This window comes from Sphingopyxis sp. Q841 (assembly GCF_052384365.1).
GTDB lineage: Bacteria > Pseudomonadota > Alphaproteobacteria > Sphingomonadales > Sphingomonadaceae > Sphingopyxis > Sphingopyxis terrae_A.
On record NZ_JBQSUM010000001.1, the window covers coordinates 1,253,922 to 1,268,128 of the forward strand.

A 14,207-nucleotide genomic window follows, 5' to 3' on the forward strand; every position below is an offset into this window, starting at 1 on the left:
ACAGAACAAACAAAGAACAATAAGGCGATCGGGCCTAGCGCGTCGCGCCGGGTTTCCACAGGATGTCCCCGCCCGCCGCGGCGTTGAGGTGGCGCGTCGCGACGAACAGATGGTCGGACAGGCGGTTGAGATAGGCAAGCGCCAGCGGGTTGAGCGGCCGCGTCGCCGCCGCGGCGACCGCCGCCCGTTCGGCGCGGCGCGCGATCGCGCGCGCGAGGTGGAGGCGCGCCGCGGCTTCGGTGCCGCCGGGCAGGATGAAGCTGGACAGCGGCGCGAGCCTGTCGTTCATCGCGTCGATCTCCGCCTCCAGCCGCGCGATCTGGCTCGCGACGATGCGCAGCGCCATTTGGTGCGGGCCGAAGCCATGCTGCGGATCGGCAGGCGTCGCGAGATCGGCGCCAAGGTCGAACAATTCGTTCTGAATGCGCGCGAACATCGCCGCTGCCTCGCCGCCCGCAGGCAGCGCCGTGACCGCGATGCCGAGGGCGCTGTTCGCCTCGTCGACATCGCCAATCGCTTCCATCAGCGCGTCGGACTTGGCGATGCGCGACCCGTCGACGAGGCCCGTCGTGCCGTCATCGCCGGTGCGCGTATAGATTTTGTTGAGCTTGACCATAAGCGAGGGGCTGCGGGCGGACGCGCCGCGATCAGCTACCCGCGGCGAGAAGGCCGATGAGCACGATCAGGATGATCGTCACCGCCTGCCACTTCACGCGCGCCATCATCATCCGGTTCTGCATGAGCTGATTTTCATGCTCATTGCCCTCCATCGCGGCGCGGTGACCCTGCGCGAAATAGAAGAGCCCGCGCGCGAGCGCGAAGAGGACGAGGCCGGCCGACGCAACGACCGCAAGGATGAGAAGCACCTGCATGTCTTCTATTTAGGGCATTTGCAGCGAATATCCAGCCGGAAGCCGCCCGGCGCGCAAATCATCGGCCAGCGCGCGCCCGTCCGCGCCCGCAGCGCGCAGCGCGGCAAGCGCCGCCGCGCCGTCGCGCTTGGCGAGCCGCTTGCCGTCGGCGCCGCAGACAAGCGCATGGTGGCGGTAGACCGGGGGCCGAAAACCGAGCAGCGCCTGGAGCAGCCGGTGGACGTCGGTCGAGGCGATCAGATCTGCGCCGCGAACCACCAACGTCACCCCCATCGCGGCGTCGTCGATCGTGCTCGCGAGATGATAGCTGGCAGGGGCATCCTTGCGCGCGAGGACGACGTCGCCATGCGCGGCGGGATCGGCGGCGCGCGGCCCCTGCCCCTCCTCCTCCCAGACGAGCGGGCCCGCAATCGCGACCGCGCTTGCCATGTCGAGCCGCCAGCAATGTGGCTCCTGCGCCAATCGCCGTTCGCGCTCGGCCGCGCCGAGGTGGCGGCAGGTACCGGGATAAAGCGGCGCGCCGTCCGCCGGTGCTCCGTGCGGCGCTGCGAGGCTGGCGGCAATATCGGCGCGGGTGCAGAAGCAGGGGTAGACGAGCCCGCGTTGGCGAAGATCGGCGAGCGCGGCGGCATAATCGCCCAGATGTTGCGACTGGCGAACCGGGGCGCCGTCGAATGTCAGGCCGAGCCATTCGAGATCGGCGAGCGCAGCGCCGACAAACACCTCGCGCGAACGGCTGCCGTCGATGTCGTCGATGCGGAGGTGGAACCCGCCGCCAGCGGCGCGCGCGGCATCATGCGCGAGGATCGCGCTGAACGCGTGGCCAAGGTGCAGTTCGCCGGTCGGGCTGGGGGCGAAGCGGGTCAGCATGGCTCAGCGACCGAATCCATATGCTGTGGGGCTCTCGATCCATCCATTCCATATATTGCGACACATCCCCCCTTGACGCCAGATTCTGATGCGTCATGTAATGATGGTGTCACGCGAGGAAGGCAGTGGCGCGCCATCCCGAGCAGCATAGGGGGCAGCGTTACCAAGCCATGTTCCATCCCGATCTTGCCCGGCATCCCGATAATTGTCCGGCTCTCGTCCTCAATGCAGATTATACGCCGCTGAGTTATTACCCGCTGAGCCTGTGGCCGTGGCAGACCGCGGTCAAGGCGGTATTCCTCGACCGCGTCACGATCGTCGAGAATTACGAGCGCGAAATCCATTCGCCGACGCGGACAATGCCGATCCCCAGCGTCATCGCGCTGCGCCAATATGTGAAGCCGTCGCAATATCCCGCCTTCACGCGCTTCAACCTGTTCCTGCGCGATCGCTTCGCCTGCCAATATTGCGGGTCAGGCAAGGACCTGACCTTCGATCATGTCGTGCCGCGGCGGCTGGGCGGACGGACGAGCTGGGAAAATGTCACCACCGCCTGCGCGCCGTGCAATCTGCGCAAGGGCGGGCGGACGCCGGCGCAGGCGCATATGCCGCTGCACCAGAAGCCGTGGCGTCCGACGAGCTGGCAGCTTCAGGACAATGGCCGCGCCTTTCCGCCGGGCTATCTGCACGAAAGCTGGATCGACTGGCTTTACTGGGATGTCGAACTGGAGGGCTGACAGGCCCGATTCAGCCGGAGGATGCCAGGCGATTGCCAGATATTTGGTCAACAGGAGTATCGCCATGAACCGCGCCATCGCCTCGCTCGCCATCGGCATCGCCGCCCTGCCCCTTGCCGCCTGCGCAAGCTTCGCGCCCGCCGAGCAGCCCGTGTCGGTGACCGGCGCGATAACCTATCGCGAACGCATGGCACTGCCGCCGACGGCGCAGGTCGAGGTGACGCTGGCCGACGTCAGCCTGATGGATGCGCCCGCGTCGGTGATCGCACGCCAGAGCTTCACCGCCGACGGCCGGCAGGTGCCCTTCGCCTTTTCGCTGACTGTCGACCAGCGCCGTCTCGACCCGCGCCACAGCTATGCCGTGGCGGCGAGGATCACCGATGCGTCGGGCAAGCTGATGTTCATCACCGACACGCGCAACAGCGTGACCTTCGACGGTGCGCCGCGGATCGACCTGGGCACGCTGGTGATGGTGAAGACGCGCTGACCTCAGCCGTCACAGTTGAGCTCTGTGCGCACGCCCATCTCGTGCAGCATCTTTTCGACTCTCGGAAAGTCGAACTGCCATTCGTCATAGGAATCGGTCCGGCGAAGCGCGGGAGTCATGCCGACACCTTGGCAGCAGTAGCAGACCTGAATCTCGCCGAGCTGACGCCCCGATCCGTCATAATATCGAAAGAAGTGATGCGGAATAAAGCAAGCCGCATGGACCCGCTCAGCCCATTCCTTCTTTGTCAGACGGTAAAGAAATACCGATCCGTCGAGAATATCCCGCTGCGCCTTTGTCAGGCGAATGCCTTCGGGTCGCGACGTCCATTTCCCCATCTTTTCTTGATCGTCATAAGATAGATCTTCAACGAACAGGCGGACCTCGGCGGCTTGCGGCCACGGCCTGACCGGCGTGGCTCCGGCCGAAGGCCTGGAGGGCGGCGACATGATATATTCGTCGCCCGACACCTCCGATCCCATGGCCAGCGACAAAACGACGCCCACGGAAAGGAGCAGTGCTGTGCCGACGGCAATCATGGCGCTTCGTTGCTTCATATTGCCTCCCTCAGCCCAAGCCATTTCAATAGCTTTAACAGACACGTAATAAAGGCATAGCTATGCGCCGCTTGACCCGGCGCCTGTTGCGGTGCAGCAAGCTGCGTCCATGGGCCCACCAATCCAGATCTCGCAAAATCCCGACATCCGCTATCTCGGGCGAATCCTCGGCGACGTCATTCGCGCCTATGGCGGCGAGAAGCTGTTCCGGCAGACCGAATATATCCGGTCGTCGAGCGTCGACCGGCATCGCGGCATTGCGGGCGCCGAGACGATCGATCCGGGGCTGGAGGCGCTGAGCCTCGACGATACCATCGCCTTCGTGCGCGGCTTCATGCTGTTTTCGATGCTCGCCAATCTGGCCGAAGACCGGCAGGGCATCGCCGCCGAGCCCGAGGCGACGGTGGCGGCAGCGCTTGCCCGGCTGAAACAGGACGGTATCGATGGCGATGCGGTCGCGGCGCTGCTCGGCGCCGCGCTGGTCGCGCCGGTGCTCACCGCGCACCCGACCGAGGTGCGCCGCAAGTCGATGCTCGACCACAAGAACCGCATCGCCGAGCTGATGCGGCTGCGCGATGCCGGCGTCGAGGAAACCGCCGAGGGCGATGTCGTCGAGGAAGCGATCCGCCGCCAGATCGTGCTGCTGTGGCAGACGCGGCCGCTGCGCACCGAAAAATTGTTCGTTGCCGACGAGATCGACAATGCGCTGACCTATTTGCGCGACGTGTTCGTGCCCGTGATCCCCAAGCTTTATGCGCGCTGGGAACAGGAACTTGGCGCGCGCCCGGCAAGCTTCCTGCGCGTCGGGAGCTGGATCGGCGGCGACCGCGACGGCAATCCTTTCGTCACCGCCGAGACGCTGCAAATGGCAACGAGCCGCAACGCCGCCGCGGTGCTCGGCCATTATATCGACGCGGTGCATGCGCTCGGCGCCGAACTGTCGGTGTCGTCTTCGCTCGCGACAGTCTCCGAAGCGGTCGAGGCACTGGCCGCGGCGAGCGGCGATACCGCGCCGAGCCGCAGCGACGAGCCCTATCGCCGCGCACTGTCGGGCATCTATGCTAGGTTGTGCGCAACCTATGCCGGCATCGTCGGGCGCGCGCCGCCGCGGCCGTCGGCACTGGCCGGCGACGCCTATGCCGCCCCCGCCGATTTTCGCCGCGACCTCGTCACCATCGCCGCCGGCCTGTCGGCGAGCGGCGAGGGCCAGCTTGGCGGCATCGGCGCGCTCGGCCGGTTGATCCGCGCGGTCGAGGTCTTCGGTTTCCACCTTGCGACGCTCGACATGCGGCAGAACAGCGCGGTGCACGAACGCGTGCTCGCCGAGCTGCTCGCGGTCGCGGGCGTCGAAGGCGATTATCTCAGCTTGGGCGAAGATGCGCGCGTCGAGCTGCTGCGCCGCGAACTGGCGACCAACCGCCCGCTTGCCGCGCCGTGGCACAAATGGAGCGAAGAAACCGCCGGCGAACTCGCGATCGTCCACGCCGCCGCCGCGATCCGCGCCAGGCTGGGCGTCGAGGCGATCGTCCAGTGGATCATCAGCAAGGCCGAAAGCCTGTCCGACCTGCTCGAAGTCCATGTCCTCGCCCGCGAAGCCGGATTGTGGTCGGCCGAGGCGCAGGACAATCTGATGGTCGTGCCGCTGTTCGAAACCATCGCCGACCTCGACGAGGCGCCGGGGATCATGGCCGCCTATTTCGCGCTGCCCGAGATTGCGCCGCATGTCGTCGCGCGCGGACATCAGGAAGTGATGATCGGCTATTCGGATTCGAACAAGGATGGCGGCTATCTGACCTCAACATGGGGGCTCTACCAGGCATCGGAAGCGTTGACCCCGGTGTTCGAGGCCGCCGATACCGCGATGCAGCTGTTCCACGGTCGCGGCGGTGCGGTCGGGCGCGGCGGCGGCAGCGCTTTCGCTGCGATCCGCGCGCAGCCCGCGGGGACGGTGCAGGGCCGCATCCGCATCACCGAACAGGGTGAAGTGATCGCGGCCAAATATGGCACCGCCGACAGCGCCGCGACCAATCTGGAGGCGATGGTATCGGCAAGCCTGCTCGCCAGCCTCGAGCCCGAGCCGATGAGCGCGGACGACGCCGGGCGCTTTGCGGGTGCTATGACCGCGCTGTCGAACGACGCCTTCGCCGCCTATCGCGGCCTCGTTTACGACACGCCCGCCTTCAAGGACTTCTTCCGTGCAATGACGCCGATCGCCGAGATCGCGACGCTGAAGATCGGATCGCGGCCGTCGAGCCGCACCAAATCGACCGCGATCGAGGACCTGCGCGCGATCCCCTGGGTGTTCAGCTGGGCGCAGGCGCGCACCATGCTGCCCGGCTGGTACGGCACCGGCGAGGCCTTTGCGGCGTTCGCGGACCAGGCGCTGCTCGCCGATATGGCGCAAAGCTGGCCCTTCTTCGGCGCGCTGCTCGGAAATATGGAAATGGTACTGGCAAAATCGGACATCGGCATCGCCGCGCGCTATGCCGAACTGGCCGGGGATGTGGGCGGGCATGCGGCGATTTTTTCGCGCATCCGCGACGGCTGGCACCGCGCCCACGACGGGCTTTTGACAATCACCAGCCAGTCGCGGCTGCTCGAGAATAATCCAGCGCTCGAGGCATCGATCCGCCTGCGCCTGCCCTATATCGAGCCGCTCAACCTGCTGCAGATCGAATTGATGAAGCGCCACCGCGCGGGCGAAACCGACCCCCGCATCGCCGAGGGCATCCAGTTGACCATCAACGCGATCGCAACCGCGCTGCGCAACAGCGGGTAGACCCGAACACCGTCATGGCGAGGAGCAAGGCGAAGCAATCGCTTCGCGCCTCGCCATGACGAGGGGTCAATTCTTGACGATCCGCACCTCGCCCTTGCTCGTCTCGCCCGCGGGTTCGAAGCTGATCGTGAAATCGGCGCCGTCCTTGTCGGTTCCGCGCAGCGTGTCGCCGGCGCGCTGGACCTGGATATTCTTCTTCGCAAATTCGCCGGCCATCCAGTCGGCTGCCTTGGCGGGCGCCGCCGGCGAGGTGAAACCGAGGCGCACCCTCGCCTTGTCGGCGCCGCCCTTGTCACTCGCATTGACGTCGATGCTTGCGATCTTGCTGCCCGGATAGAGCTTCACCCCGTCGATATCGAAATCGCTATCGACGTCGATATTGGCGAAATCGGGGAGCTTGAAGCTCATCGAGCCGTGGTCGCCATCGATGCTGACCTTGCCGCCGTCCTTGCCGGCGGTGATCCGGACATTGCCGCCGTCGCCATCGGCATTCACCGTGATCTCGGCCTTATCGCTCTTGTCTTCGGCGTGGCCGCAGGCGCCGAGCAACAGCATCGGGGGAATCAGGAAGGCGAAACGCATGGACTGTCTCCTTGGTGCATTATCTGAATAATACACCTGCGCGCGCGGCGAGTCAATTTCCTGTCGGCTCGCCACAACGCGGTTACGGTTCGACAGGGATGCCCCCCTGATCAAGTCCGGGGTGGCCAACAAGAAGCGGCCTAAGCGTCGATGCTGGTCTTGAGGTCGCCATGGACGAGACCGCCGTCGACCGCGATCGTTTCGCCGACGACATAATCGCCCGCCTTCGATGCGAGAAAGATCGCTGCGCCGGCCATATCCTCGGGCACGCCGATGCGCTTGGTCGGGATGCTCTTGGCAACTGCGTCGCCATGGTCGCGCGCCGCCTTGTTCATGTCCGACTGGAAGGCGCCGGGTGCGATCGCGGTGACGATGATATTGTCCTGCACCAGCCGCGCCGCCATGCGCTTGGTCAGATAGAGGATCGCCGCCTTCGACGCATGATAGCTGTAGGTTTCCCATGGGTTGAGGCGCATGCCGTCGATCGATCCGATGTTGATGACCTTTGCCGGCTGCGCGGGCGTGCCCGCCGCCTTCAGCAGATTGTGCAACGCCTGGGTCAGGAAGAAGGGCGATTTGACGTTAATGTCCATCACCTTGTCCCAGCCGGCTTCGGGGAAATTCTCGAAGGGCTCGCCCCAGGCGGCGCCCGCATTGTTGACGAGGATGTCGAGCTTTTCCTCGCGTGCTTCGAGTTCCTTGGCGAGCGCGCGGCAGCCTTCGACGGTCGAAAGATCGACGGGAAGGCCGATGACCTTGCCCGGATAGCGCGTTTCGAAATCGGCGACGGCTTCCTCGATCTGCGCCGTTTTGCGCGCTGAGATATAGACGCGCGCGCATCCCGCGGCGAGATAGCCTTCGACGATCATCTTGCCGATGCCGCGCGAACCGCCGGTGACGAGCGCGATGCGGCCGTTGAGGCCGAACATATCATTGAGGTTCATTGTTTTTCTCCGATCACTCCCCTCCCGCAGGCGGCAGGGGGTTTGAGTCGTTTCAGTATCCGTTCATCCGGGCGACCTGGTCGATATGGTAATGCACATCGCCCATGAATTCGGCGAGCGCGCGGTCGCGTTTCATGTAGAGGCCGATGTCATATTCGTCGGTCATGCCGATGCCGCCGTGCATCTGAACGCCTTCGCGCACCGCAAGGTTGGCGGCGCGGCCGGCCTTGGCCTTGGCGACCGAGACCATCAGCTTCGCGCCTTCGCTGCCTTCGTCGAGGAGCTGCTGCGCCTTCATCACCGTGGCGCGCGCGACTTCCATCTCGCCATAGAGATGCGCGGCGCGGTGCTGGAGCGCCTGAAACTCGCCGATTAGCTTGCCGAACTGCTTGCGTTCCTTGAGGTAATTGACGGTCATGTCCATCGCGCCCTGCCCGACGCCAACCATTTCGGCGGCAGCGCCGGTGCGGGTGGCGGCCAGCAGCGCGTCGAGGATGTGGCCGCCGGCATCGACTTCGCCGATCACCGCGTCGGCATCGACCTCGACGCCGTCGAGGGTGACATGGCTTGCAAGCGAGGAGTCGACGAGGCGGCGCGGATCGGCGGTCAGCCCCTTTGCATCCTTCGGCACCGCGAACAGGGTGATACCGCCGTCGGTTTTCGCCGCGACGATGCTCATGTCGGCGATATGGCCGTGGAGGACGAAGCTTTTCTTGCCGTCCAATCGAAAGCCGTTGCCGGCGCGTGTCGCGGTGGTCGCGATGCGGTCGGGGCGGTGCTTGGCACCCTCGTCGATCGCGAGTGCGACGATCGCCTCGCCGCTGGCGATGGCGGGAAGCCAGCGGCCCGCCTGCGTTCCGCCCGCCTTCGCCAGCGCGGCGACCGCGCCGACGCTGGTCGCGAGGAAGGGCGACGGCGTCAGGTTGCGGCCGATTTCCTCGAGCACGATGCCCGCTTCCATATGCCCCATGCCGAGCCCGCCATGCGCCTCCGGCACCAGCATGCCGGGCAGGCCCATTTCGGTGAACTGCGCCCACAGGTCGCGCGAGAAGCCGGTGGCGTCGGCCTCGTCGCGCAGCTTGCGGAGGTGCGAGACGGGGGCCTGTTCGGCCACAAAGGGCGCGACGCTGTCCTTGAGCATCGCCTGATCGTCATTGTGATACAAGGGCATGGGTCAGGCTCCGGGCAAATCGAGGATACGCTTGGCGATGACGTTGAGCATCACTTCGCTCGTGCCGCCTTCGATCGAATTGGCCTTGGTGCGCAGCCACGCGCGCGGGCGGGCGCCACCCTTTGTTTCGGGGCTGTCCCATTCGAGCGCTTCGCTGCCACCGCCCGACATGACGAGTTCGTGGCGGCGCTTGTTGAGCTCGGTCCCGACATATTTCATCATGTTCGGCGAGGCGGGGTGCGCGCGGCCGGTCTTCCACATGTCCATGAAGCGTTCGCCCATCGCGCGATAGGCAAAGACATCGACGTCGAACGCCGCCATTTCGGCGCGCAGGATCGGATCGTCGAGTTCGCCATGGTCGTTCTTGCCGATCGCCTTGGCAAAGGCGCCGCCGATGCTGACCATGTCGCCGCCCGCACCGCCGCCCGAAATCATCTCGCGTTCGTGGCCGAGGAGATATTTGGCGACGTCCCAGCCCCGGTTGATCTCGCCGACGAACTGCGTCTTGGGCACTTCGACATCGTCGAAGAAGGTTTCGCAGAAGGGCGAATTGCCCGAAATCAGCAGGATCGGCTTGGTCGTGACGCCCTTGCTCTCCATGTCGAAGAGCATGAAGGTGATGCCCTGATATTTGTTCGCCTTGTCGGTGCGGACGAGGCAGAAGATCCAGTCGGCCTTGTCGGCATAGCTGGTCCAGATCTTCGATCCGTTGACGACCCAGTGATCGCCCTTGTCCTCGCCGAAGGTCTGCAGGGAGACGAGGTCGCTGCCCGAGCCGGGTTCCGAATAGCCCTGGCACCAGCGGATTTCGCCGCGCGCGATCTGGTTCAGATAATGGACCTTCTGCTCTTCGGTACCGAATTTGAGCAGCGCGGGGCCGAGCATCCAGATGCCGAAGCTGTCGAGCGGCGAGCGCGCGTTGATCCGCTTCATTTCCTGTTTCAGGATCTTGGTCTGTTCGGGGGTCAGCCCGGCGCCGCCATATTCCTTCGGCCAATCGGGAACGGTGTAGCCCTTTGCGGCGCAGGCTTCGAGCCATTGTTTCTGGGCGTCATTCTTGAAAACCCATTTGCGGCCGCCCCAGCACACATCGCCTTCGTCGCGGACGGGTTCGCGCATTTCGGGGGGACAATTGGCTTCCAGCCAGGCGCGCACTTCGGCGCGAAAAGCGTCCTGATCGCTCATCTTTCGGGCTCCTCTTCTGGCGCGCAAACTAAGGGGAGTCGCCCGGTTTACGCAAGCGTCAACTTGGCTGTGCCGCGCTGCCGTTACGGCGCCGTAGCGTCCGATTGCGGGCCGTTGACGCGCCCTCCCATGCGCCTAAGCTAAGTGGCAAAAGAAAACGGGAGAGCAGGAAATGCGATTCGCAGGCAAGGTCGCCGTCGTCACCGGCGCAGCATCGGGTATTGGCAAGGCGGCCGTTCTGAAACTCGCGGGCGAAGGCGCCCATGTTTTCGCCGCCGACATCGACGAGGCGGGCGGTCAGGCTCTTGCCGCGGCGTCGAACGGCCGGATCGAATTCATCCGGTGCGACGTCACCGTCGCGTCGGACATCGAAGCGCTGATGGACGAAGCCGCGAAGCGCGGCGGCGGCATCGACATCGTGTTCAACAATGCTGCCGCAGGCGGCGACCGCGCCCCGATCGACGAAATCACGCCCGACGGATGGGACTGGACGATGAACCTCGTCCTCAAATCGGTCGCGATGGGCATCCGCTATGCTGCGCCTCATATGAAGGGCCGCAAAGGCGCCGCGATCGTCAACACTGCGAGCGTCGCGGCGCTCGGCGCTGGCTATTCGCCGACCGCCTATGCCGTCGCCAAGGCGGGCGTGCTGCATCTGACCAAGGTCGCGGCGACCGATCTTGCCCAATATGGCATCCGCGTGAACGCGATCTGCCCCGGCTTCATCAACACCAATATCTTCACCACCTCGCTCGAGGTGCCCGACGAAAGCAAGGATGCGGCCAAGGCGGTGATCGCCGAAATGAGTGCGCATGCGCAGCCGGTCGCGCGCGGCGGACAACCCGACGACATCGCCAATGCCGTCGCCTATCTGGCGAGCGAGGAGGCGAGCTTCATGACCGGCACGCATATGCTGGTCGACGGCGGTCTGACGATCGGCCAGCGCCACGCCTGGGATCCCGAAGCGCCCGGCCTGTTCGACGCCCTGATAGCCATGGAGGATGCGGCCAAGGCCGGAGCCGCGGCGTGACCGCCGAGACCCCGGCGCAGGCGCGCCTGCCGCTCGGGCTCAAATTATTCCACGGCCTCGGCAGCGTTGCCTATGGGGTCAAGGACAACGGCTTTTCGACCTTCCTCCTGATCTTTTACAGCCAGGTGGTCGGGCTCGATGCGAGCCTTGTTTCGCTGGCGCTGATGTTCGCGCTGCTCGCCGATGCCTTCGTCGATCCGCTGATCGGCTATTTTTCGGACCGCACCTATACGCGCTGGGGCCGCCGCCATCCGTGGCTCTATCTCGCGCCGCTGCCGCTCGGGCTCGCATGGATGCTGCTGTGGTCGCCGCCCGACGATCATACGCACATCTTTGCCTATCTGGTGGTCGTCGCGGTGTTGGTGCGCACGCTGGTATCGTGCTGCGAAGTGCCGTCGCAATCGCTCGTCGCCGAACTGACAAGCGATTATGACGAGCGCACCGCGCTGGTCCGCTTCCGCTTCCTCTTCGCCTGGGGCGGCGGGCTGCTCGTCTTCTTCCTCGCCAACACCGTCTTCCTGCGGCCCGACGCGACGCACAAGTTCGGGCAGCTCAATCCTGCGGGCTACTGGCTCTACGGCCTGTGCGGGGCGATCATCATGGCGGTGACGGTTTTCATCTCGGCGCTCGGCCAGCATCGGCGCATAGCGCATCTGCCCGCGACGAAGCCCGAACCCGGAACGCCCCGGCGCGCCTTTGCCGAGATTTGGGAATCGCTGCGCCACCCGGCGGCGCTGATCCTGCTCGGCGCCTCGCTGATCGCGATTTCGAGCACGCAGATGACCTTCACCATCTCGAACTTCCTTTATCTTTATGTCTGGCGCTTTTCCGATGGCGCCTTCGCGGCGCTGCCATGGCTGCTGATGGTCAGCGTCCTGCTGTCCTTCGTGTTTGTGCAGCCACTCCACCACCGGTTCGGCAAGAAGCGCGTCGCGGTGATCTGCGGGATCATCAGCACGACGTTCTGGGTGGCGCCATTCGGCCTGTTCCTTTCGGGCCATTGGCCGGGAACCGGCTCCGCCTTTTCGAGCAATCTGCTGATGGGCTTCATCCTCGTTTCCAACGTCAACGCGGTGATGGTGATGATCTCCGCACAGTCGATGCTCGCCGACGTCGTCGAAGCCTCGCAGGTCGAAACCGGACGCCGCACCGAAGGCGTGTTCGCCGCCGGCTGGATGTTCGTCCAGAAATGCGCCACCGCCGTAGGGATCGGCCTCACCGGCCTGCTGATCAGCCTGTCGGGCCTGCCGGCGAAAGCCGTTCCCGGCGAGGTTGCACCGCAAGTGGTCGACCGGCTGGTCGTCAGCTACAGCCTGATCGTGATCGTCGCGACAATCCTGTCGACGTGGATCTTCGCGCGCTTCCCGATCAACCGCGCCGACCACGAAGCCCGCGTCGCCGCGCTGTCCGCATCCGAAACGATCGGGCTGCAATGAGCGCCAATATTCTCCCGGGCGCGCTGCCGACGCGCATCAAGGTGGCGCATGGCGTGGGTGCCGTAACGCTCGGAATCAAGGAGTCGGGGCTCACCACCTTCTTCATGATCTATTACAACCAGGTACTCGGTTTCGATCCGCGCGTCGTGTCGCTCGTGTTGATCGGCGCGATGCTTGTCGATGCTATCGTCGATCCGATGATCGGTCGGCTGTCGGATGCTACGCGAACCCGGCTTGGGAGGAGGCTGCCCTGGCTTTACGCCGCCGCTCTGCCGATGGCAATCGTGTGGACGCTGCTGTGGGTGTCGCCCGATATCGCAAAACATTCGACGTTGGGCCTGTTCCTCAATGTCGTGGCCGTGCGGATATTGGTGTCGGCGTGCGAAATTCCGTCGATCTCGCTCGTCGCCGAACTGACGCGCGATTATGACGAGCGCACCGCGCTGATGCGCTATCGCTTTCTGTTCGGCTGGCTGGGCGGCCTCCTTGCCGTGGCGCTTGCCTATAATGTCTTTCTGGTCTCCGACGATCCCGCGCGCAGCGGCTTGCTCGAGACATCCGGCTATACCGCCTACGGTCTGTTCGGCGCCGCCATGATCTTGCTGACGACGCTGGCGTCGGCATTCGGTCAGCAACGCCGCATCCTGTCGCTGCCGCCTCCGCCGCGCAGGCCGCACGGCCATTCGATGCTCGCCGACATCCTGCTTGCCTTTCGCAACCCGGCATTTCTTGCCCTGGCGTCCGGCGCGCTGTTCGTCACGGGCGCCTATGCGACGACGATCGCGTCGACCAATTATATGATGCTCTATGTCTGGCAACTCAGCGATGCACAGCTGCGTTTCTATCCTGTCGGGCTCGCCGTCGCGGTCTTCGGCGCTTTCGCGGCGGTCGGCCATGCGCACCGCCGCTTTGGCAAGCGCGACAGCGCGATCGGTGCCGCGCTCGCGAGTGGCGTGATCGCCTTCCTGCCCTATGCCGCACGCAATCTGGGCTGGTGGCCCGATCTGGGCGGATGGCCTTCGGTGATGCTTTTGCTGTCGTTGCAGACCCTGTCGCTGTTCGGGTTGGTGGTGGCAACCATTTCCACCTCGTCGATGGTTGCCGAAATCGTGGAAGCGCATGAGGTCGATCATGGCACGCGGATCGAGGGCGTCTTCTTCGCCGGCTATCTGATGGTCCAGAAATTCGGGCAGGCGCTCGGCATCTTTCTCGTCGGCCAGCTTGTCGCCTTTGCAGGGTTGAGCGATCAAGTGCGGCCCGAGGACTGGCCGGCCAGCACTGCCGCGGCAATGGCGTGGATTTTCGCCGGATTGATGATTTTGATTTCGGTCATGGCGGCCATTGGCCTGCGGCGGTATCCGATCGACCGGGCCAGCCACGAGGCACGGCTCGCCGCCCTCGCCTCGACGGGCGGCGCGGCGGCCGATAGCCAGGGGCCGCGGCCGTAACGGAAGATTGCGCAGGCAGCGATGCCGGGGCAATTTTCTGCGCCGCGGGTCTTGGCAAAGGGGGGCGAATCGGTCCAAAGGCTTACGTGAACGTAAAGGGAAAGGATGC

14 protein-coding genes are annotated in these 14,207 nt (G+C 65.0%); 6 read left to right on the forward strand and 8 right to left on the reverse strand.

Annotated elements, in window-relative coordinates; genetic code table 11:
* Positions 1-34: 34 nt before the first annotated feature.
* The 3 genes from ACT17R_RS06210 to gluQRS are packed head-to-tail and all read right to left on the reverse strand — an operon-like array spanning position 35 to position 1,742.
* Positions 35-616 (reverse strand): cob(I)yrinic acid a,c-diamide adenosyltransferase, encoded by a 582-nt coding sequence (locus ACT17R_RS06210; RefSeq protein WP_062901668.1) that lies wholly within the window; start codon positions 614-616, stop codon positions 35-37.
* Positions 617-647: 31 nt separating this feature from the next.
* Complete coding sequence (locus ACT17R_RS06215) at positions 648-872, reverse strand: HIG1 domain-containing protein (protein WP_003041307.1); 225 nt, start codon at positions 870-872, stop codon at positions 648-650.
* 9 nt (positions 873-881) lie between these two features.
* Complete coding sequence (gluQRS, locus tag ACT17R_RS06220) at positions 882-1,742, reverse strand: tRNA glutamyl-Q(34) synthetase GluQRS (protein ID WP_234178478.1); 861 nt, start codon at positions 1,740-1,742, stop codon at positions 882-884.
* Positions 1,743-1,912: 170 nt separating this feature from the next.
* Between gluQRS and ACT17R_RS06225 the strand changes: the two genes are divergently transcribed.
* On the forward strand, positions 1,913-2,479 hold the full coding sequence (locus tag ACT17R_RS06225) for an HNH endonuclease (protein WP_003041310.1): 567 nt from the start codon (positions 1,913-1,915) through the stop codon (positions 2,477-2,479).
* Between the two features lie 64 nt (positions 2,480-2,543).
* Entirely contained in the window at positions 2,544-2,966 is a 423-nt protein-coding gene (locus tag ACT17R_RS06230) for a YbaY family lipoprotein (RefSeq protein WP_186402853.1), read from the forward strand.
* A gap of 2 nt (positions 2,967-2,968) precedes the next feature.
* Here the strand turns inward: ACT17R_RS06230 and ACT17R_RS06235 are convergent, their stop codons facing one another.
* Positions 2,969-3,523, reverse strand: coding sequence for a hypothetical protein (locus tag ACT17R_RS06235; RefSeq protein WP_444809146.1), 555 nt, complete (start codon positions 3,521-3,523; stop codon positions 2,969-2,971).
* A 109-nt stretch (positions 3,524-3,632) separates the two neighbouring features.
* On the opposite strand from ACT17R_RS06235, the gene ppc reads away from it, so the two are divergent.
* A complete protein-coding gene (gene ppc / locus ACT17R_RS06240; RefSeq protein ID WP_444809147.1) occupies positions 3,633-6,302 on the forward strand; it encodes a phosphoenolpyruvate carboxylase in 2,670 nt (889 codons plus the stop codon).
* Between the two features lie 66 nt (positions 6,303-6,368).
* On the opposite strand, the gene ACT17R_RS06245 is transcribed toward ppc, so the two are convergent.
* From ACT17R_RS06245 to ACT17R_RS06260, 4 genes are all read right to left on the reverse strand, one after another.
* Positions 6,369-6,884 (reverse strand): hypothetical protein, encoded by a 516-nt coding sequence (locus ACT17R_RS06245; RefSeq protein WP_062901664.1) that lies wholly within the window; start codon positions 6,882-6,884, stop codon positions 6,369-6,371.
* Between the two features lie 140 nt (positions 6,885-7,024).
* The gene (locus tag ACT17R_RS06250) at positions 7,025-7,828 is read right to left on the reverse strand and encodes an SDR family oxidoreductase (RefSeq protein ID WP_062901663.1); all 804 of its coding nucleotides are present in this window, start codon (positions 7,826-7,828) and stop codon (positions 7,025-7,027) included.
* 52 nt (positions 7,829-7,880) lie between these two features.
* Positions 7,881-8,999, reverse strand: a complete 1,119-nt coding sequence (locus ACT17R_RS06255) for an acyl-CoA dehydrogenase family protein (protein WP_444809148.1) — start codon at positions 8,997-8,999, stop codon at positions 7,881-7,883.
* A gap of 3 nt (positions 9,000-9,002) precedes the next feature.
* Positions 9,003-10,184 carry an acyl-CoA dehydrogenase family protein gene (locus tag ACT17R_RS06260; RefSeq protein WP_444809149.1) on the reverse strand — a complete coding sequence of 394 codons (1,182 nt, stop codon included), beginning with the start codon at positions 10,182-10,184 and terminating at the stop codon, positions 9,003-9,005.
* 172 nt (positions 10,185-10,356) lie between these two features.
* On the opposite strand from ACT17R_RS06260, the gene ACT17R_RS06265 reads away from it, so the two are divergent.
* From ACT17R_RS06265 to ACT17R_RS06275, 3 genes are read left to right on the forward strand one after another with little or no spacing between them, the layout of a single operon-like run.
* Positions 10,357-11,214, forward strand: a complete 858-nt coding sequence (locus ACT17R_RS06265) for an SDR family NAD(P)-dependent oxidoreductase (protein ID WP_062766081.1) — start codon at positions 10,357-10,359, stop codon at positions 11,212-11,214.
* Positions 11,211-12,650 (forward strand): MFS transporter, encoded by a 1,440-nt coding sequence (locus ACT17R_RS06270; protein ID WP_444809150.1) that lies wholly within the window; start codon positions 11,211-11,213, stop codon positions 12,648-12,650. Before ACT17R_RS06265 ends, ACT17R_RS06270 begins: the two co-directional genes overlap by 4 nt.
* Entirely contained in the window at positions 12,647-14,098 is a 1,452-nt protein-coding gene (locus ACT17R_RS06275; RefSeq protein ID WP_444809151.1) for an MFS transporter, read from the forward strand. The genes ACT17R_RS06270 and ACT17R_RS06275 overlap by 4 nt, the downstream gene beginning before the upstream one ends.
* The last annotated feature ends 109 nt before the right edge of the window (positions 14,099-14,207 follow it).

Bases quoted from the DNA above. Each gene is read 5' to 3' on its own strand.
- ACT17R_RS06265 (WP_062766081.1), top strand. From the start codon at position 10,357: ATGCGATTCGCAGGCAAGGTCGCCGTCGTCACCGGCGCAGCATCGGGT.
- ACT17R_RS06245 (WP_062901664.1), bottom strand. From the start codon at position 6,884: ATGCGTTTCGCCTTCCTGATTCCCCCGATGCTGTTGCTCGGCGCCTGC.
- ACT17R_RS06225 (WP_003041310.1), top strand. From the start codon at position 1,913: ATGTTCCATCCCGATCTTGCCCGGCATCCCGATAATTGTCCGGCTCTC.
- ACT17R_RS06260 (WP_444809149.1), bottom strand. From the start codon at position 10,184: ATGAGCGATCAGGACGCTTTTCGCGCCGAAGTGCGCGCCTGGCTGGAA.
- ACT17R_RS06210 (WP_062901668.1), bottom strand. From the start codon at position 616: ATGGTCAAGCTCAACAAAATCTATACGCGCACCGGCGATGACGGCACG.
- ACT17R_RS06235 (WP_444809146.1), bottom strand. From the start codon at position 3,523: ATGAAGCAACGAAGCGCCATGATTGCCGTCGGCACAGCACTGCTCCTT.
- ACT17R_RS06250 (WP_062901663.1), bottom strand. From the start codon at position 7,828: ATGAACCTCAATGATATGTTCGGCCTCAACGGCCGCATCGCGCTCGTC.
- ACT17R_RS06230 (WP_186402853.1), top strand. From the start codon at position 2,544: ATGAACCGCGCCATCGCCTCGCTCGCCATCGGCATCGCCGCCCTGCCC.
- ACT17R_RS06255 (WP_444809148.1), bottom strand. From the start codon at position 8,999: ATGCCCTTGTATCACAATGACGATCAGGCGATGCTCAAGGACAGCGTC.
- ppc (WP_444809147.1), top strand. From the start codon at position 3,633: ATGGGCCCACCAATCCAGATCTCGCAAAATCCCGACATCCGCTATCTC.
- ACT17R_RS06275 (WP_444809151.1), top strand. From the start codon at position 12,647: ATGAGCGCCAATATTCTCCCGGGCGCGCTGCCGACGCGCATCAAGGTG.
- ACT17R_RS06215 (WP_003041307.1), bottom strand. From the start codon at position 872: ATGCAGGTGCTTCTCATCCTTGCGGTCGTTGCGTCGGCCGGCCTCGTC.
- gluQRS (WP_234178478.1), bottom strand. From the start codon at position 1,742: ATGCTGACCCGCTTCGCCCCCAGCCCGACCGGCGAACTGCACCTTGGC.